At 63.7% G+C, this 18,393-nt stretch carries 20 protein-coding genes; 9 read left to right on the top strand and 11 right to left on the bottom strand.

Going from position 1 to position 18,393, the window contains the following annotated elements:
• The first annotated feature begins 3 nt into the window (after positions 1-3).
• Entirely contained in the window at positions 4-1,269 is a 1,266-nt protein-coding gene (locus QMK31_RS01360) for a glycosyltransferase (protein WP_283499162.1), read from the top strand.
• Positions 1,270-1,306: 37 nt separating this feature from the next.
• On the opposite strand, the gene QMK31_RS01355 is transcribed toward QMK31_RS01360, so the two are convergent.
• Genes QMK31_RS01355 through QMK31_RS01345 form a run of 3 tightly spaced genes read right to left on the bottom strand, consistent with a single transcriptional unit; the run spans position 1,307 to position 2,747 of the window.
• Positions 1,307-2,155: an SURF1 family cytochrome oxidase biogenesis protein gene (locus tag QMK31_RS01355; RefSeq protein WP_283499161.1), complete on the bottom strand. Its 849-nt coding sequence runs from the start codon at positions 2,153-2,155 to the stop codon at positions 1,307-1,309.
• On the bottom strand, positions 2,152-2,391 hold the full coding sequence (locus QMK31_RS01350; RefSeq protein ID WP_283499791.1) for a hypothetical protein: 240 nt from the start codon (positions 2,389-2,391) through the stop codon (positions 2,152-2,154). The genes QMK31_RS01355 and QMK31_RS01350 overlap by 4 nt, the downstream gene beginning before the upstream one ends.
• Positions 2,392-2,420: 29 nt before the next feature.
• Positions 2,421-2,747, bottom strand: coding sequence for a DUF3099 domain-containing protein (locus QMK31_RS01345; RefSeq protein WP_283499160.1), 327 nt, complete (start codon positions 2,745-2,747; stop codon positions 2,421-2,423).
• 134 nt (positions 2,748-2,881) lie between these two features.
• Between QMK31_RS01345 and fabG the strand changes: the two genes are divergently transcribed.
• On the top strand, positions 2,882-3,592 hold the full coding sequence (fabG, locus tag QMK31_RS01340; RefSeq protein ID WP_283499159.1) for a 3-oxoacyl-ACP reductase FabG: 711 nt from the start codon (positions 2,882-2,884) through the stop codon (positions 3,590-3,592).
• Between the two features lie 41 nt (positions 3,593-3,633).
• On the opposite strand, the gene serB is transcribed toward fabG, so the two are convergent.
• Together serB and QMK31_RS01330 are read right to left on the bottom strand one after the other, a co-directional pair.
• The gene (gene serB / locus QMK31_RS01335) at positions 3,634-4,287 is read right to left on the bottom strand and encodes a phosphoserine phosphatase SerB (protein ID WP_283499158.1); all 654 of its coding nucleotides are present in this window, start codon (positions 4,285-4,287) and stop codon (positions 3,634-3,636) included.
• Positions 4,284-5,528 carry a glucose-1-phosphate adenylyltransferase gene (locus tag QMK31_RS01330; protein WP_283499157.1) on the bottom strand — a complete coding sequence of 415 codons (1,245 nt, stop codon included), beginning with the start codon at positions 5,526-5,528 and terminating at the stop codon, positions 4,284-4,286. Before QMK31_RS01330 ends, serB begins: the two co-directional genes overlap by 4 nt.
• An 80-nt stretch (positions 5,529-5,608) precedes the next feature.
• On the opposite strand from QMK31_RS01330, the gene glgA reads away from it, so the two are divergent.
• The 3 genes from glgA (at position 5,609) to QMK31_RS01315 (ending at position 8,083) form a co-directional block, all read left to right on the top strand.
• The gene (gene glgA / locus QMK31_RS01325; protein WP_283499156.1) at positions 5,609-6,790 is read left to right on the top strand and encodes a glycogen synthase; all 1,182 of its coding nucleotides are present in this window, start codon (positions 5,609-5,611) and stop codon (positions 6,788-6,790) included.
• A gap of 81 nt (positions 6,791-6,871) precedes the next feature.
• Positions 6,872-7,654: an ABC transporter ATP-binding protein gene (locus QMK31_RS01320; RefSeq protein WP_283499155.1), complete on the top strand. Its 783-nt coding sequence runs from the start codon at positions 6,872-6,874 to the stop codon at positions 7,652-7,654.
• A 177-nt stretch (positions 7,655-7,831) separates the two neighbouring features.
• Positions 7,832-8,083, top strand: a complete 252-nt coding sequence (locus QMK31_RS01315) for a type B 50S ribosomal protein L31 (RefSeq protein ID WP_283499154.1) — start codon at positions 7,832-7,834, stop codon at positions 8,081-8,083.
• 83 nt (positions 8,084-8,166) lie between these two features.
• On the opposite strand, the gene QMK31_RS01310 is transcribed toward QMK31_RS01315, so the two are convergent.
• From QMK31_RS01310 to treS, 4 genes are all read right to left on the bottom strand, one after another.
• The gene (locus QMK31_RS01310; RefSeq protein WP_283499153.1) at positions 8,167-8,853 is read right to left on the bottom strand and encodes an exonuclease domain-containing protein; all 687 of its coding nucleotides are present in this window, start codon (positions 8,851-8,853) and stop codon (positions 8,167-8,169) included.
• A 69-nt stretch (positions 8,854-8,922) separates the two neighbouring features.
• Positions 8,923-9,636, bottom strand: coding sequence for a GAF and ANTAR domain-containing protein (locus QMK31_RS01305; RefSeq protein ID WP_283499152.1), 714 nt, complete (start codon positions 9,634-9,636; stop codon positions 8,923-8,925).
• Between the two features lie 27 nt (positions 9,637-9,663).
• Positions 9,664-10,263, bottom strand: coding sequence for a GAF and ANTAR domain-containing protein (locus tag QMK31_RS01300; RefSeq protein ID WP_283499151.1), 600 nt, complete (start codon positions 10,261-10,263; stop codon positions 9,664-9,666).
• A gap of 220 nt (positions 10,264-10,483) precedes the next feature.
• A complete protein-coding gene (gene treS, locus QMK31_RS01295) occupies positions 10,484-12,181 on the bottom strand; it encodes a maltose alpha-D-glucosyltransferase (RefSeq protein WP_283499150.1) in 1,698 nt (565 codons plus the stop codon).
• Positions 12,182-12,298: 117 nt separating this feature from the next.
• Between treS and QMK31_RS01290 the strand changes: the two genes are divergently transcribed.
• Both QMK31_RS01290 and QMK31_RS01285 read left to right on the top strand, forming a co-directional pair.
• Complete coding sequence (locus QMK31_RS01290; RefSeq protein ID WP_283499149.1) at positions 12,299-13,234, top strand: alpha/beta fold hydrolase; 936 nt, start codon at positions 12,299-12,301, stop codon at positions 13,232-13,234.
• Positions 13,231-14,301 (top strand): glycosyltransferase family 4 protein, encoded by a 1,071-nt coding sequence (locus QMK31_RS01285; RefSeq protein ID WP_283499148.1) that lies wholly within the window; start codon positions 13,231-13,233, stop codon positions 14,299-14,301. The genes QMK31_RS01290 and QMK31_RS01285 overlap by 4 nt, the downstream gene beginning before the upstream one ends.
• 115 nt (positions 14,302-14,416) lie before the next feature.
• On the opposite strand, the gene QMK31_RS01280 is transcribed toward QMK31_RS01285, so the two are convergent.
• A complete protein-coding gene (locus QMK31_RS01280; RefSeq protein WP_283499147.1) occupies positions 14,417-15,028 on the bottom strand; it encodes a histidine phosphatase family protein in 612 nt (203 codons plus the stop codon).
• Between the two features lie 48 nt (positions 15,029-15,076).
• Positions 15,077-16,000 (bottom strand): Sir2 family NAD-dependent protein deacetylase, encoded by a 924-nt coding sequence (locus QMK31_RS01275; protein ID WP_283499146.1) that lies wholly within the window; start codon positions 15,998-16,000, stop codon positions 15,077-15,079.
• 131 nt (positions 16,001-16,131) lie between these two features.
• Between QMK31_RS01275 and QMK31_RS01270 the strand changes: the two genes are divergently transcribed.
• Positions 16,132-16,983 carry a TrmH family RNA methyltransferase gene (locus QMK31_RS01270; RefSeq protein ID WP_283499145.1) on the top strand — a complete coding sequence of 284 codons (852 nt, stop codon included), beginning with the start codon at positions 16,132-16,134 and terminating at the stop codon, positions 16,981-16,983.
• A gap of 4 nt (positions 16,984-16,987) precedes the next feature.
• Complete coding sequence (locus QMK31_RS01265; RefSeq protein WP_283499144.1) at positions 16,988-18,229, top strand: D-alanyl-D-alanine carboxypeptidase family protein; 1,242 nt, start codon at positions 16,988-16,990, stop codon at positions 18,227-18,229.
• Positions 18,230-18,393 lie beyond the last annotated feature (164 nt).

Below are 18,393 nucleotides of genomic sequence, written 5' to 3'. Positions count from 1 at the left end.
TGCGTGCTTCCGCTCCAGAAACCATTGCGTATTGCACTGGTCTGCCTACACACCTCACCCGGCACTGATCCGGGTGCCGATGACGCCGGGGGAATGAACGTCGTGGTGCGCCACCAGGCCGAGGCTCTCGGAGCCCTCGGGCACAGCGTGACCATCCTGACTCGCCGTGCGTCTGCCGCCCAGGCTGCGCGCGAACAGCTGGCACCGGGAGTGACGCTGCAATTTCTCGATGCGGGCCCGGCTGTTCCGGTCAGCAAGGGCAAGCATGAGGCACTGATCGGCGAATTCTCCGACAAGATCGCCGCACTCGAACCGTTCGACATCATCCACTCGCACCACTGGTTTTCCGGCATGGCCGCTCTCCCGGTCGCCCGTCGGTGGAACATTCCGCATGTGCAAAGTTTTCACAGCATTGCTGCGGATGATTCGACGCCGCTCTCCGCTGGGGAACGAGCCGAATCACCGGGACGGATGCTGGGTGAAGCCTGGCTGGCCCGCGAATCGGATGTGCTCGTCGCGATCAGTGCGGCCGAGGCTGCGACGATCACGGGGCGCCTGGGCGGTGCCGTCGAACGCATCTCCGTCGTTTGGCCCGGGGTGGACTGCACTACCTTCACGCCAGTCGCGGGCGCCGACTCGGAAGAATTCGGGGAATCCGAAACCGGCTTTGTGCTGGTCGCGGCCCGCCTGGAACCGCTCAAGGGTCTGGATCTGGCCGTCACCGCCGTCGCCGCAATGCCGGTCGGCATCCGTCCCACTTTGGTCGTTGCCGGCGCGGCCTCGGCCGACTACGCCGGCTACGTTGACCAGTTGCGGGCTCTCGCCGAGAGCGTCGGACTCACCAAGCAGTTTCGGTTGGTCGGCGCGCAATCCCGGAACGACCTGGCCAGCCTGTTTCGTGGGGCACGCCTGGTGCTGGTGCCGTCGCACTCCGAAACCTTCGGTCTCGTTGCCCTTGAGGGTGCAGCGAGCGGCGTGCCCGTGATCGCTGCGGCATCTGGTGGCCTGCGTGAGGCCGTCGTCGACGGGGTGACCGGCCTGGTGCTGGAGTCGAGAGATCCGCTGGTTTGGGCCGATGCGCTTTCTGGCATTCTCGTTGATCGACCGCGAGCCCGTCAGCTTTCTCTGGCGGCACGCAAGCACGCCCTCGAGCTGGACTGGACCCGGTCGGCGCAGGCGTTGCTCACCGTGTACCGAAAGCTCCTGGATACCCGAACACCCGAACGGGGCAGTACCGGCACATTGCCGCACCAGAGCGCCGTTGCCTGACACATAACCGTGCCGATCTGGCCGGTTGAACCTCGACTCAGAGCGCCTGACGGTCGAGCAGGGCGTCTTCGATTTCGGCGTCGTTACGTGGTTTCGCCGCACGCTTGCGGGCGCGCTCATCCGCCCGTTCGCGTTCCTCGGGGTCTTCAGCATTCACGGCTCGGTATTCTTCGCGCAGTGCCCAGCCGAGGCCGATGAACGCGAGCAGACCGAAGACAAACCACTGGAACGCATACGACAGGTGTGGGCCTTCATCGCGGATGGGTTTAACGACGGCGGTCGGGCGCTCCTGGGACGCGGTGGGGTTCTCGGTGTCCATCAAGCCGTAAGCACCGGTGTAGGTGGGTTGGTCGAGACGTTCGGCAATGGTCGTCAGGTTGATCGTCGCAACCTGGTCGCCACTGGCCGTGCGGCCAGGCAGGTCCGGTTCGCTCGCCTTGAGTCTGGCAACGACGGTGACCGTTCCGCTTGGCGGCGCCGGCACGGAGTCAGGCGCATCCTGTTGCTCTCCGGTGGGCAACCAGCCGCGATCGACGATGAAAATGGTGCCGTCGGTGAGCAGCAGCGGGGTCAGTACCTCGAAGCCCGGAGTGACGTTGAGCGGTCGGTTGCGCGCGAGCATCTCGTCGTCCGTGAGGTAGGTTCCGGTCAGTTCCACTGGCATCCACTTTTGGGATTCATTGAAGGCGCTCAACTCCGGGAGTGCCTCGGTAACGGGAATCGGATTGGAATCGAAGTTGGAATCGATCTTGAACAGCTCGGTGAGAGCCTCGTCGCGCCGGGCCAGCTGCCAGACGCCGAGGCCAGAACACACCGCGGCGAACAGGATCGTCAGCGCCAGGTACCCCGCCCAGCGGCGGCTGAAGGCGAACCGCCAGCCCATCATTGCTCATCTCCGCGCGGCGACGGCGTCGTGCCGAGCTCGCTCACGATCAGGGGAAAGTCCCGGGCGGCCAGAAAGTCACGCAGATACTCGACGTGCTCGTCGCAGGCCAGCCAGGTTTTGACGCGGTCGGTCGAGTGGATGCGCGGGTTGCGCCAATCCAACCGCCAGCGCCCAGCGTTCTTGCAATCGGCCCGCGAGCACGTCGATGATTGCAGGGGAGCGCCCAGTCCGATCATCGCACTTGTCGCAGCGGCCGCGCGAGCACTCACTTGATCCCATCGTCGCTCGTGCGGTTCTCAGGTCGGGTATAAATCTCGACACTGCCCGGCCGCAGCACTTCGGCGCCGCGCGGCGCAATCTTCACGTTCGCCACGACGACGGCGAAGTACGGCAGTGCGATCGCACCGATGGCGCACAGCACCAGCCACCAGCCCTGCACGAACAACATGAGCACAATGCAGACGACACGCACACCCATCGCGATCGAATATTTGATCATCCGATTGCGTCGCTCGACCTCGGGGGAGGCGGGGAGCGAGGTGATCGACTGCTGCTTCATAGGCCCATCGGGTTCGTCGTCGGTTTCTTCCACGGTAGAAAATCCACTGGATCAAGCCTACGTCCGCGCGGCCCGGTTGTTGCACGCCTTAAACTTGAATCTGCCGGGTATTTCAGTGATCCCGACCCGCGACCTCCATTCACAGCAGGCAAGAGAACAGGAACTTTATGACAACGGCTAGAACAGTGCTCGTCACCGGCGGTAACCGCGGCATCGGCTTTGCCATAGCGGAGGAATTCCTGGCCCAGGGTCACCGCGTGGCCGTGACCTCACGGTCCGGTCACGGACCATCCGGAAGTCTTACCGTGCGCGCTGACGTGACCGACTCCGCTTCAATCGATGCCGCTTTCGCCGAGATCGAGGCGACCTACGGTGCGGTCGAGGTCGTCGTGGCCAACGCCGGGATCACCCGCGACACTCTGCTCATGCGCATGTCAGAGGACGACTTCACGTCGGTGGTGGACACGAACCTGAGTGGGGCATTCCGCGTCGTCAAGCGTGCCAGTAAGGGCATGCTCAAGGCACGTTTCGGCCGGATCGTGCTCATCTCCAGCGTTGTGGGCCTCTACGGCTCCGCCGGGCAGGTGAACTATTCGGCGTCCAAGAGCGGCCTGATCGGGTTGGCGCGCTCGGTCACCCGCGAGCTGGGCGCCCGCGGCATCACCGCCAACGTGGTCGCTCCCGGATTCATCGAAACCGATATGACAGCAGCCCTGCCAGAAGCGCAGCAGGCGGACTACCAGCGCAGCATCCCCGCCGGCCGATTCGCCACGCCCTCCGAAGTGGCTCGGGTCGTCAGCTGGCTCGCCGGCGACGACGCCGCCTACATCTCGGGTGCGGTCATTCCGGTCGATGGCGGTCTAGGCATGGGCCACTGACCATCGAATCGTAAACCGCCGGCTGCGGCAGAGCTGCCGGTTCAGCCGCGCAGGCCGAGCAGCGGAAGCACCTGACTGAGATTACAGTGGTCGATCACCAGGTCGGCTTCGCGCTGCACCCTCGGCTTCGCGTTGAACGCGACGGCGAGACCGGCCGCGTGCATCATGCGCAGGTCGTTTGCGCCGTCACCGACCGCGATCGTCTGTGCCAGGGCGATTCGGCTGCTTGCGGCCCATTCGCAGAGGGCGACCGCTTTCGCCTCGGCGTCGATGATCGGCCCGAGAACGCGCCCGGTCAGGCGGCCCGCTTCGACTTCGAGCCGGTTGGCCCGCCAATGGTCTAGCCCCAGCGTGGCTGCGAGCGGGTCGAGCAGCTCGTGAAATCCGCCTGAGACCACTCCGACAACGCCACCGCCGGCATGAATACCCGCAATCAGTTCGGGAACCCCCGCAGTCAGGCGGATGCGTTGCCCAACCTCAGCGAAGACGGTATCCGGCAGTCCCGCCAGGGTCAACACCCGCTGGTGCAGGCTTTGCGCAAAGTCCAATTCTCCGCGCATGGCCCGTTCGGTAACGTCCGCGACGAGATCGCGTGAGCCGGCGGCATCCGCCAGCAGTTCGATCACTTCGTCCTGGATCAGGGTGGAGTCGGCATCGAGCACGACGAGGAAATGTGGTGCGGTAGCAAGGCTCACGGGGTAACGAGCACGCCCTTGCCGACAACGGTGATGCCGGATTCGGTCACACTGAAGCCGCGCGCGAGATCACGATCCCGATCGACCCCGACCGTGGCACCGGCCTCGACGATGACCTCCTTGTCGAGAATGGCGCGCCGCACTACGGCACCTGGCCGAATCTGCACCCGGTCGAACACGATCGAGTCGACGACCTCGCAGGCGGAGCCGATCGAGGTCCAGGGGCCGAGAACGCTGCGCTCGATGTGAGCGCCGGAGATGACGCAGCCCAGCGAGACGATCGAATCGATCATGGTCCCCAGGGCGCCATGGCCGTCGCGCACGAACTTCGCCGGCGGCGAGTTCAGTTGCATGCTGAAAATCGGCCATTTGTGGTTGTACAGATTGAACACGGGAAGCGCCGAGATGAGATCCTGGTGCGCTTCGAAGAATGAATCGATGGTTCCCACATCGCGCCAGTAGTACTTATCGCGATCGGTCGACCCTGGCACTTCGTTGCGCTGCAGGTCATACACGCCCGCGTCGCCGCGGGAGACGAAGTCGGGAATGATGTCACCGCCCATGTCGTGACTCGAATCGGTACGCTCACCATCGCGCAGCACCGCCTCGATCAGGGCATCGGTGTTGAAGACATAGTTGCCCATCGAGGCGAACACTTCGTGCGGGGCGTCGGCAAGACCGACGGCATCCTTGGGCTTCTCCCGAAAGTCCGAGATGCGATCGGGAGTGGCGGCAGCCACTTCGATGACGCCGAACTGGTCGGCCAGGCCGATCGGCTGGCGAATAGCCGCGACCGTCGCAGACAGTCCCGACGCGATGTGTGCGTCGATCATCTGGCTGAAGTCCATGCGGTAAACGTGATCGGCCCCGACGACGACGACGATGTCGGGCTTCTCGTCGTGAATGAGGTTGAGGCTCTGCAGAATTGCGTCTGCCGAACCGCTGAACCAGCGCTTGCCGAGGCGTTGCTGGGCCGGCACCGAGGCAATGTACGAGTTGAACAGCCCACCGGACACATGCCAGGTCTGGGAAACGTGACGGTCAAGGCTGTGCGATTTGTACTGGGTGAGCACCACAATCTGGGTGACGCCCGAATTGATCAGGTTGGACAGGGCGAAGTCCACGAGACGGTAATGCCCACCAAAGGGGACAGCGGGCTTGGCCCGGTCCTCGGTCAGCGGCATTAGCCGTTTTCCCTCGCCACCCGCGAGAACGATTCCAAAGATCTTCTTGGCCTTCATGTGTACAGAGTAGGGCCAACCGGGCAAGTCGACCAGCACCACGGGATGTGCGTCGGGTCCGGCTGCGCTACCTTTGCTGCATGCGAGTGGATTTGATGACCAAGGAATATCCCCCGGAGATCTACGGGGGAGCGGGAGTGCACGTCACGGAGCTCGTGCGAGCGCTCCGCGAAGACATTGATGTTTCGGTGCGCTGCTTCGGCGCGCCCCGATCAGATGTCGACACTTTCGCCTATGCGGTCCCCGAACAACTTGCCCACGCCAACGCCACCGTGAGCACGCTCGGCGTCGACCTGCAGATGGCACAGGATGCCGCTGGTGCCGATCTGGTGCACTCGCACACCTGGTACGCCAACGCTGCCGGGCATCTCGCCCAGATGCTGCACGGCATTCCGCACGTCGTCACCGCCCACAGCCTTGAACCCCTGCGCCCGTGGAAGGCCGAGCAGCTCGGCGGCGGCTACCGTGTGTCGAGCTGGATCGAGAAAACGGCCTTCGAGGCAGCGGATGCCGTCATCGCTGTCAGCGACGGTATGCGTCGCGACATCCTGCGCAGCTACCCGGCACTCGATGAGAGCCGGGTGCACACGGTGTACAACGGCATCGACCTTGAGCGCTGGAAGCCCAGGCTCGACGCTGATTTTGTGCGCGGACTGGGAATTGATCCTGACCGGCCGTCTGTCGTTTTTGTCGGCCGCATCACGCGGCAAAAGGGACTGCCCTACCTGTTGCGCGCCGCAGCGTTGTTGCCCCCCGAGGTGCAGCTCGTGTTGTGCGCCGGTGCGCCGGACACTCCCGGCATTCTCGCCGAAGTAACCGTCGGCGTCGAGGCCCTGCAGCGAGAACGGTCGGGAGTCGTGTGGATCAACCGGCTTCTCGCCCAGCCCGAGCTCGCCGCCGTGCTGACTCACGGCACGGTCTTCGTCTGCCCGTCCATCTACGAACCGCTCGGTATTGTCAACCTCGAGGCTATGGCCTGTGGCCTGGCCGTCGTCGGCACGGCCACCGGAGGGATTCCCGAGGTCGTCGCCGACGGCCAAACCGGGCGCCTGGTACCAATCGAGCAACTCACCGACGGTACGGGTACCCCGCTGCATCCCGAGCAGTTCGTCGCCGACCTCGCCCGCATCCTCACCGAGGTCGTGAGCGACCCGGCCCACGCCGCCGAGATGGGGCGCGCCGGCCGCCTGCGGGCGGAGCACGAGTTCGGTTGGAGCCAGATCGCCACTCGCACCCGCGAAATCTACGCATCGCTTCTCTGAACGGCCGGTGAGGGCGTCGGGTGCGTCTCGCTGACGGGCCCGGCGTATTTCGCCACCGCCCCCGCCCGATAACATGGTTGTATGGTCAACGTTCTGCATTTCACCGACGTCTCCGTCGTCCGGGGTGGCACCACCATCCTCGACTCAGTGAATTGGAGCGTCGACGACGACCAACGGTGGGTCATCCTCGGCCCGAACGGCGCAGGCAAGACAACCCTGCTGCAGATCGCTGCCGCCTTCATGCACCCGTCGAGCGGCCAGGCTGAGGTGCTCGATGAGACCCTCGGCGGAACCGATGTCTTCGAGTTACGACCCCGGATCGGGTTCGCCTCGACCGCCATGGCCCGCAAGGTGCCGGGCAGCGAGAAGGTCCTCGATGTCGTCATGACGGCGGCGTATTCGGTCACCGGCCGGTGGAACGAGGAATACGAGGTCATCGACGAACGTCGCGCCCAGCGCGTACTCCAGGAATGGAACCTCGACCACCTCGCCGACCGCAAGTTCGGAACTCTCAGCGACGGTGAGCAGAAACGAGTGCAGATCGCCCGCTCTGTCATGACCGATCCGGAGATTCTGCTGCTCGACGAACCCGCTGCGAGCCTCGACCTCGGTGCCCGCGAATCGCTCTTGCAGCTGCTCAGCGGTTTCGCGCAGGAACCCAACTCGCCGGCCATCATTATGGTTACCCACCACGTCGAAGAGATTCCGCTCGGATTTACCCACGTGCTGCTGCTGTCGGGCGGCCAAGTCGTCTCGGCCGGGCCGATCGGTGAGGCCCTTACCGCGGTGGCGCTCAGTGAGACCTTCGGCCTGAACATCGAACTGTCCCAGACCGATGGGCGCTACTCGGCCCGCGCGCTCTAGACCGAGCATGTGAACAGCTTGGCTTCCTGCACAAGCAATTTCTGCTAAACTCAGGGGCTGGCCATCTGGCCACCCAGCTTGCCGTCGGTGTGTCTTGCACGGCGGGCGGGGCCCAATATTCGAACAGCACTGTGACCAGTTATAAGTCTGTTCACCAGAAGTGCAAAAGGAAATTTCATGAAGTCTGACATTCACCCCGAGTACGCTGCCGTCGTGTTCCGCGACCTCGCCTCCGGTGCGACCTTCCTGACTCGATCGACGGTCTCCAGCAAAAAGACCATCGAGTGGGAAGACGGAACCACGTACCCCGTCATCGACGTGGAAATCTCCTCCGAGTCGCACCCGTTCTACACGGGTAAGCAGCGCATCATGGACGCCGCCGGCCGTGTTGAGAAGTTCAACTCGCGCTACAAAGGCTTCGGCAAATAGCACCAGGTTTTTAGAACAGAAAAGGCGACCGCCTCTGGCTGGTCGCCTTTTCTGTATGCCGAAGCTATTCGCGCAGTAGTGAGTTAGCGCAGCGGCCACGCAGTATCGGCGAGAAAGTCGGGATCGCGGTCACGCCGCATGTACTCTTGAAAACTTTCCGCCTGCTGCCGGTACCAGGTGACTTGCAGAGAATGCATCTCGTCGAGCGTTGCGGGCAGGGCACCTTGGTGCGCGCGGTGAATAGCCTGCGCGACACGTCCGGCCGCGATTGCGTCGGCACCGGCGTCGTGGGCGTCGTTGAGGGCGACACCATAAAACGCGCTCGTCACCTCGAGGGTGCGTTTTCCTTTGCGATACTTGTCGACGGCCTTGTCAATGACCAGGGGGTCGACGACCGGACTGGGCGAAACCAGGGGGGCAATGCCGTAGCGCAGGGCCTCACGGTCGAGCAGGGTGAGGTCGTACGGGGCATTGTAGGCCACGATGGGCAGCCCGTCGCTCAGGTGCCCGCGTAGCGCCGTGACGATCTCGGCCACGGCCTCCGACGCGATGCGGCCGTGCTCAACGGCCTGCTGGGTGGTGATGCCGTGCACGCTGGTCGCACCGGCCGGAATGTCGATGCCTGGATCCACCAGCCAATCGATTCGCTCAACGGGCGTGCCGTTCGCGTCGATAACGGCGACCGTAGCCGACACAATGCGGCAGGTTTCCACGTCGATGCCGGTGGTTTCAAGGTCGAATACGGCGAGGTGATCGCTCCAAGTGCTCATACAACCAGCCTAGGGGCGACCACCGACAGGCATCCACGTCACCCACCCGATGTCGTTCGGGACGGGCAGTCAGAGAGTGATCAGTCGGTTGATGACGTCTTGAGCGCTCTCCCGCATGGTGTGGTTGCGGGCCCGGGCATCGGCACGCAGTCGTTTGAAGGCCTCGTCCATGTCGACGGAGCTGACCTGGGCAATAACCCCCTTAGCTTGTTCGATCAGGATTCGGCTGTTAAGGGCCCGCTGCAGCTGCTCGTTGACGACGGCGTCCTCGCGCACGGTACGTTCCTGCAGGATGCTGATGGTGGCGACGTCGGCCATGGCCTGTCCGATTGCGGCGTCTTCGGGGGTGACGTCGCCCGTTTGGGTGCGGAACAGATTGAGCGCCCCGATTGCCCGATGGCGTACCCGCATCGGGATGGCGTGTACCGAGCGAAACCCCTGCGACAGGGCCGCCGCTTTAAAATCCGGGTAGGTGTCGCCGGAGGCAGCGATGTCGCCCATGGTGACGACCTTCCCGGTGAGATAACAGTCCACGCAGGGACCGGCACCGGCCTGCTGTTGGAGAACCTCGACGAGGTAGCTCTCCTCACTCGTTGAAGCGACCACTTGGAGTTCCCCGCCGGGGTCGGCCAGAAGGAGGCCAGCCGCGGTGGCGTCGAGCAATTCCACGCACTCCTCCACCAAGGTATGCAGCACGTCAAGAACGTCATATTCGCCGACCAGAGTGTCCGTCAACTTCACGAAGGCGGCGCTCACTAGTGAGGCACGAGTCATGGTGACCATGAGTAATTCCAGATCCTTTCTTGAATTTCAATCATTTTCCGGTGAAAATTGTAGGCTTCGTGCGACTACCTCTCCCGCGATGGTGCGCACCGTCTTGCCTTGGGAGAAGGCGTGCGCGCGAAGAACGAGCAGGGCATCCGTTGGTGTTACGTTCATCTGCACGAGCACCATGCCGGTCGCCTGGTGGATTTCCCGTCGTGATAGTGGCGATGTCCTTGGCGCTGCTACGGCGTCGCCGTTACCCGTCGATTCCTGCACGCGAAGCAGGCGGTCGAGCAGGTTCCAGGCGGTCTCGTTGGCCAGCACCAGGGCTTTCGCCCGGTCCGTGCGATCCAGCACGCCAGGCGTTCTGCTGTACAGCTCGACGATTCCGACATCGAGCGCGCCGAGTGTGAGCGGAAAAACGTAGAGCGCTTCGACGGCGGTGTCCATGAGGGCGGAGGAAAAAATCGGCCAGAGCGGATGCGCCGCCTCACGTATCCGCGGTTCCAATACGGGAAGTCGGGTACGCGCTGCCTCCCACCGCGGGCCCTCGCCAAGGTCGAACTGCAGTTCATCCAGGCGAGCGGCGAGGCTGTCCGTGGCGCAGACGACGGTTTCGGGGACAGCGCCACCGAACACTGACACTGCAGCACCGTCAACGGGTAAGCAGGAGAGAAAATGGGCACACAACGCCGTGTCCTCCACGCCACCGTCTGAACTCGACCATTCTGCCACCGACCGGCCTCCAGACCCTGGACGAGTGCTTCTCTAGACCAAGAATACGTCGGCGAACGGGCGTAATGAAGAAAAAGATGAGTATTTTTTTAGCCAGCGGTCCTGGCTGACCTCGGGCGATCTTCCCAGGTCAGCCGCAGTGTAACCAGTAGAAACTTTGTGCCCCGAGCGTGAGCGTCAGCGAACCCTCCTCGTTGAAACTGGGAAAGACGGCGCCGCCGAACAGATCGTAGAGCCGGGTCCCTGCCATGTCCACATCGTCGATGGTGAACGCGACCGGGTTGTGCGAAAAGCTGAAGACGCACATCACGGTTTCCGGCTGATCGCCGAACGTGGAACCAGAACCGGCGTAGCTGCGCGTGAACACGAGCACCGATTCGTGGTTGGTCTTGAGCACCCGGATCGTCCCGAGCCCGAAGGTGGGGTGAGCCTTGCGCACGTGGATCACGTTACGGATCCAGTGCAGGAGCGAACCGGACTGGGCCAGCTGGGATTCCACGTTTGTCTGCGTGAAATTGTAGACCAGCGATTGCACGATGGGCAGGAACAGCTTGCCGGGGTCGGCATCGGAGAACCCAGCATTGCGGTCGGGTGTCCACTGCATGGGGGTGCGGGAGCTGTCCCGGTCTGGCAGCCAGATGTTGTCGCCCATACCGATCTCATCGCCGTAATAGAGGAAGGGGCTGCCCGGCAGAGCAAACAGCAGGGCGTGGGCGAGCTCCAACTCTGCCCGGGAATTGTCGAGCAACGGGGCCAGCCGCCTGCGAATGCCGATATTGGCGCGCATCCGTGGGTCGTAGGCGTACCAGCCATACATGGCCTGCCGATATTCCTCGCTGACCATCTCCAGGGTGAGCTCGTCGTGGTTGCGCAGGAACACGCCCCAGCCGGCGCCGTCGGGAATATCGGTCGTCTCGGAAAGCACCCGCACCAATTCGTTGGCTTGCTGGGAGCGCAGCGAATAGAAGATGCGCGGCATCACGGGAAAATCGAACGCCATGTGGCATTCCGGTTCGTCTTCGGTGCCGAAGAACGCGGCGACTTCGCGCGGCCACTGGTTGGCTTCGGCGATCATGACCCGTCCCGGGTAGTCCCGATCCACCATGGCGCGCAGCCGCTTGACGAACTCGTGCGTCGGCGGCTCGCCCTCGCCGTTGCCCTCGTCGGATTCGAACAGATAGGGAATCGCGTCCAGCCGAAAACCGTCGACGCCGAGGTCCAGCCAGAAGCGCACGACATCGAAGATAGCTTCCTGGACGGCAGGGTTCTCGAAGTTGAGGTCGGGCTGGTGTGAGAAGAATCGGTGAAAGAAGAACTGTCGACGCACCGGATCGAAAGCCCAGTTCGATTCTTCGGTGTCGGTGAAGATAATGCGAATATTGGGATAACGCTCGTCGGTGTCGCTCCAGACGTAAAAATCTCCGTAGGGGCCGTCGGGGTCTTCTCGGGACTGCTGGAACCATTCGTGCTGGTCCGAGGTGTGATTCAGCGGAAAATCGATCACGATGCGCATATTCCGCTCGTGCGCTTTAGTGACGAGGTCCTTGAACTCCTCCAAAGTGCCAAATTCGGGCAGGATCGTGCGGTAATCGGCAACGTCGTAGCCTCCGTCCTTGAGCGGAGAGTTGAAGAACGGCGGAATCCACAGGGCGTCGATGCCGAGCCACTGCAGGTAGTCGAGTTTCGACACCAGGCCGGACAGGTCGCCGGAGCCGTCGGCATTGCTGTCCACAAATGATCGAACCATGACCTCATAGAAGACGGCGCGGCGATACCACCGCGGATCGAGGGCCAATCCGGGCAGCTGAATGGGTGCGGTGAAGCTCACGGCAGTCCTTCCGTCCCCGCAAAAGGGCTCTTTCGATGCAGATGGTGGCTTGAGTCTAGATCGACCACCCCGGTGCGCGTCCAGCCTTGCGCAAGTCTCGCGCCTAAACTAGGGCCGATGATCGTTTCTTCTCCCTACGACAGGCTCTTGCAGAGCCTCCCGGTGCGCGAGCTCACCGCATCCGTTCCCGGCACCGAACGCCGGTGTAGTGACACGCGGTACTGGGAGTACGGCGACCCCGGTGCGTCCACCACCCTCGTACTGGTGCACGGTTTTCGAGGCGATCACCACGGCCTGCAGCTGGTCGTGGCCGAGCTGCTCGGCGACGATACGTTTCCACCCGACCTGCGCATCGTGGCACCTGACCTGCCAGGATTCGGCCAGTCAGCTCCGTTCTGCGACGGCACCCATTCCCTCTCGGCCTACGCCGGCTGGCTTCAGGAATTTTTTCGCCTGCTGGCCCCGTCCGGTCGAGTTGCGGTGTTGGGCCATTCCTTCGGCTCGATCGTGGTCGCTGCGGCCGTCGCTGACGGACTGCCAGTTGACGACGTCATCCTGGTTAATCCGATCGCCGCGCCGGCACTGTCCGGGCCGCGCGGTGTGCTGACCCGCCTGGCGGTTTTCTATTATTGGGCCGCTGCGGCGTTGCCGGAGCGCTGGGGTTATGCGCTGCTGCAGAACCGTGCCATCGTGCGCGTCATGAGCGTGAGCATGGCCAAGACTCGCGATGCGCCCCTGCGGCGCTGGATTCATAATCAGCACGACCGGTACTTCAGTGGCTTCGCCGATCGTCGGGTCGTGTTGGCCGCCTTCACCGCCTCGGTCAGCCACGACGTGAGCGAGTTCGCTGCACAGATTCGGCAGCCCACGCTACTGATTGCCGCTGACAAAGATGACATCACCCCCCTCGCCGCCCAGTATCGCTTGTGCACGTTGTTTTCGAACGCGACGTTGCGGGTCATTCGGAATGTCGGCCATCTCATCCATTACGAAAAGCCAAAACCCGCCGCGGCCTTCATCCGGGACTTCCTGGCGGAGGAGCGCCCACTGTGAAGATTGTCGTCGACTGCCGCTATGTGCGCTTCGATCAGCACGATGGCATCAGCCGCTATACGGTGGGGCTGGTCGCCGAACTCGGCCGTCTGCATCCGCTCATCATGCTGATCAGTGATCATCGCCAGCTGAAGTTGCTTCCGGCTCTGCCCTGGCAGTTGGTGCGCGCACCGACCAGCCTGCTGGAACCGCTCGTTGCACTGTCGGTCAACCGGTTGAAACCCGACGTCGTCTTCAGCCCGATGCAGACGATGGGATCCTGGGGTCGCAAGTACCGGTTATTCCTAACCGTGCACGACCTGATCTACTACCGCAATCGCACACCGCCGCGCGATCTCTCCCCGTTCATCCGGCTGCTGTGGCGGGCTTACCACCTGTCGTGGTGGCCGCAGCGGATGCTGCTGAACGGCGCCGACGGCATCGTGACGGTATCCGAGACCACGCGTTTACTGATCGGGCAGCACCGTCTCACCCGGCGTCCGGTCACCGTGGTCCCAAACGCCGCCGACCCCGCGCCTGGTCTGCCCGGTCACCGGAGTATTCCGCAAACTACGCGGCTGATCTATATGGGTTCCTTCATGCCGTACAAGAACCTCGACACGCTTGTTCGGGCTCTGGCCGACCTGCCCGAATACGAACTGCACCTGCTCAGTCGGGTGACGTCGACCGAACGGGCCCGGCTGGGCCGGCTGGCGCCGCAGGCTCGTCTCGTCTTCCACGACGGGGTCAGCGATGAGCAATATCACCGTCTGTTGCGCTCGGCGACCGCGCTCGTGACCGCCTCGCTCGATGAAGGCTTTGGAATTCCCCTGGTCGAGGCGATGAGCCTCGGAATTCCGGTCGTCGTCAGCGACATTCCGATCTTTCGTGAGATCGGCGGTGACGCCGCCCTGTACTTCGAGCCGCGTAGTGCGGACGCGCTCGTTACCGCGGTGTGCCAACTGGCAGCTCCGGGGGAGTGGGCTGCCCGTTCGGCCCGGTCGATCGACCAAGCAGCCCGGTTCACCTGGGCGGCCTCGGCCAGCACCCTGCTCGGGGTGCTCAAGGGCACCTCTCCGACCGCGTAGACACGCCGACTGCTTGATGCATTCACGATTCACCGCTCCAGCGCGCCGCTAGGCAGTGGTGTTCGCGGCCGGACTCAGCCAACCTGCTGCGTGAACCTTCGAGGTACGAGCGGAGTCAGAGTACCGGAGAGACGGCGGCCTCGCCGCGATCGCCAGGCGACCGAGTCGTTGCATCGAAATGCGTCAACAGCAGTTGATTGTTTTCCCACCGAAAGTCGTGCACGGAACCGTTGGCGATGAATTCACCGTGTCTCGGTCGGTCGCCCGCGGTGACATGGCGCAGCAGCGTGCCGATGATGCCGCCGTGGCTGAGCACGAGCACGCGCTGGCCCGCTCGCCCGTCGGCGAGCGCCGCGAGGGCCATGAGCACCCGATCAACGACATCTCGCCGGGTTTCCAGCCCGGGAACAGACACACCGTCGGGAAAGCGAAGCTGACGCTCAGTGAACGTGAGCCCCTCAATGGCGCCATGGTGGCGTTCGGTGAGCGCGGCAACAATCTGAGGGTCGTTCAGACCGAGCTCGGCAGCGATGATCCGGGCAGATTCTGCCGCGCGAACCAGGGGACTGGTCACGATGGCATCCCAGCGGCGTCCCGCAAGACGAAGGGCGGCGGCGGCGGCCTCGTCTCTCCCAGTGGCGTTGAGAGGTATGTCTGTGCTGCCCTGGATACGATGGTGCAGGTTCCAGTCGGTCTGGCCATGACGCACGATGGAAAACGATGTCATCACTGGTTCACCCCCTGCCTTGGTGATTGGGTCGGTGGACAAGGGCGGTCAGCCTAGCAGCCGGGCAGCCAGGGCAGCGAGGGTTTCGGAGGTGCCAGCCTCGAGCTTGTGCAACGCGCGCCCATCGCCCTTGGTCACGCCGCGGTTGATGACGATGATGGGCAGCTTGCGTCGACGAGCCTGTTCCACCAGACGGATTCCGGAATTCACGGCCAGCGACGACCCGGCCACGATGAGTGCGTCGGCACCCTGAATCAAAGCGGATGCCTCAAGAAACGTTTCTGTGGGAACGAGTTCGCCGAAGAACACGACGTTGGGCTTGAGCATGCCGCCGCAGACGGTGCAGTCCGGAACGACGAAGTCATCTATATTTCCCACATCGGCATCGCCGTCGGGGGCGATACGGATGCTCTCCGGGTCTCGAAGCACCGGGTTGTCGCTTTCGAGCCGGGCGGCGATGCTGTCACGCCCGAAAGCCTGACCGCAGGCCAGACAGATGACCCGATCGAGCGAGCCGTGTAACTCGACCACGTGACGTGACCCGGCGCGGGTGTGCAGGCCGTCGACGTTTTGGGTGATGACTCCGGCGATGGCGCCGGCGCTTTCCAGCCGTACGAGGGACCGGTGTCCCAGGTTGGGTTCGGCCAGGCGGAACACCCTCCAGCCCAAGTGGCTGCCGGCCCAGTATCGTTTACGGGACCGTTCGTCGGCGACGAAGGTCTGGAAGGTCATCGGGGTGCGCGTCGGCGCACCCTCACCGCGATAGTCCGGAATTCCTGAATCGGTACTGAGGCCGGCTCCCGTGAGCACCGCGGTACGTTTGCCGCGCAGCAACGTGGCGACGGCATCCACTGCGCGCTCGGAATCGAGGGCCAGCGCCGAGGCGAGCGCGGAGGCGGTATCGGGAGCGTCGGCCGGTTCGAGCGCGTCGACGAGTACCGTGTCGCTGGGCTGGGCCGAGTCGGCAGTCATCGGCGCTCCTTTCGGGCCAGGGCGAACAAGAGCAAATGCTCGTTCCTTGATTCTAAACTCGTCTGTTTTCCTGTTTGACTACCCACCTGTCAGGCTTGGGGCCAAACACTCATCTCGAAAGGCACTTATTCGTGCAGATCACCCGCATTACCGACCTGTCCAGTGCGGGTCTCGCCGATTATTCGCGGTTGACCGATGTCGCCCTCCGTCGAGTTCTGGAACCGGCTGGCGGCCTGTACATCGCCGAGTCGCCGAAGGTCATTGCCCGGGCACTGAACGCCGGGCACCGACCCCGCTCCCTGCTCATTCAGGAACAGTGGATGCCCGACGCCGAGCGACTGCTTTCGGACTGGCCGGACGTGCCGGTCTACGTCGGTACTGCGAGCGTTCTCGAACAGCTGACCGGCTACAACCTGCACCGTGGGGCGCTCGCCGCCATGCACCGGCCGGCGCTTGAGCCGGTCGAGGCGCTGCTGAAAGATGCCCATCGCATTGTGATCCTGGAAGACATCGTGGACCACACCAATGTCGGTGCGATCTTTCGCTCCGTTGCCGGGCTCGGTGCCGACGCTGTGCTGATCACCCCCCGCTGCGCGGACCCGCTCTACCGGCGTAGCGTGCGCGTGAGTATGGGCACCGTGCTGCAGGTTCCGTGGACACGCCTGCCGGAGTGGAGCGTGGCCACCCCGCTCTTGCACGCGGCCGGATTTCATCTGGCCGCCCTGGCGCTTTCCGATGACGCTGTGTCGCTGGACGTGTTCGCCGAGGCATCACCCGAGCGCCTCGCGATCATCCTCGGAGCCGAAGGCGACGGGCTCAGTCAGCACGCCCTCGCTGCCGCCGATACGGTCGTGACGATTCCGATGCTGCACGGTGTGGATTCGCTCAATGTCGCATCCGCGAGCGCCGTCGCACTCTACGCCCTGCGCAGTCGTTCGTACACTCGGGCCGGCCTGAAGCACGACGCGAAGAAGTTAGGCTGAACGGATGTCTCCCTCCCGGCGCGTAGTCCTCCAACGGCGGCGAGTGGCCGTCTTCAGCATGGTGCTCCTGATGCTGGGCGGCGTCGGATATATCGGTGCCACCAATCTGGCTCCGGTACCCGCGAGCGCCGCGGCCATCGTGCAGCCCGCAGACCTCAGCCAGCCGGTAGCCGCACCGACCTGGCCTTCCTTCGGTGCGAGCGCCATCGGTGCGGTCGGCTTTCCCGGCGTTCTGGCTTCGAGCGGCGTGCAGGACACCGTTCCGATTGCGAGTATCACCAAGATGGTCACCGCCCTGGTCATCCTCGATGCGAAGCCGCTCGGCGCCGGGGAAGCCGGGCCCGACATCACGTTCACCGACGCCGACGTGGATATTTACTACGACGTGGTTGCTGAGAACGGTTCGGTGGCTCCTGTTGTCTCTGGAATGGTGCTCACCCAGCGGCAGGCCTTCGAGGCGATGCTACTGCCGTCGGCCAACAACTATGCTGCCTCCCTCGCGGTGTGGGCGTACGGATCCGTTGATAACTATCTGGCAGCGGCGAAAGTCTGGCTGGCTGGCAATTCCCTGGCTCAGACCAGCGTCGCCGACACCAGCGGCATCTCCTCGTCGAGCGTGAGCAGCCCAGCCGACCTCGTGGAGATCGGCAAGCTCGTCGTCGACCATCCGGCCCTCGCAGAGATCGTGGCCCTCCCCTCGGCGGTCTTGCCCGTCATCGGCACCATCACCAACACCAACAAGCTTCTCGGCCGTGAGGGCGTCGACGGCATCAAGACGGGAACCACGGATGTTGCCGGTGCCTGTCTGTTGTTCTCGACCGACTTCACGGTCGGAACCGACACGGTTACCCTCGTCGGTGTGGTGCTCGGCGGAGAGACGCACTCCGAGGTCAATTCTGCGATTTCGGCGCTCATCACGAGCGTGCAACCCGGGTTCCACGAGGTTACGCTCGCTGAAGCCGGAGCCGTGTTCGGCAGGTACACGACCGAGTGGGGCGACGTGAGCGACATCGTCGCGGAGCGGGCGGCATCCGTTCTGGTCTGGTCTGACTCACCGATCACGGGTGCCGCGGCGGCCGCTGACGTGCAGCTCGGCCGAGCGGGCGATGAGGTGGGGGAAGTGTCGTTCACGATCGGCAGCGGAACGCCGACGACGGTGACCGTGCCGCTCAAGCTGCAACGCACCCTGACCGATCCCGGCCCGGCCTGGCGTATGGGCCACCCTGGCGAACTCGCGGCGGGCTGACCGAACCGTCCCTGATGGCATGACCGGTGCCAGTGGCAGGCGCGCCGATGCTGACGGGGATAGCCGGAACTGGGTGACCGTGGATGACACGGCGATTTGACGTCCCTCAAAGTGGGTAACTAAGGTAAGGCTGTCCTAAGTTACTCGCGCTGGTGTTTCTTGCC

This window comes from Cryobacterium sp. PH31-O1 (assembly GCF_030063455.1).
Lineage (GTDB): Bacteria > Actinomycetota > Actinomycetes > Actinomycetales > Microbacteriaceae > Cryobacterium.
The sequence above is the reverse complement of the archived record's forward strand: the minus strand, read 5'-3'. Positions and strand labels throughout refer to the sequence as shown.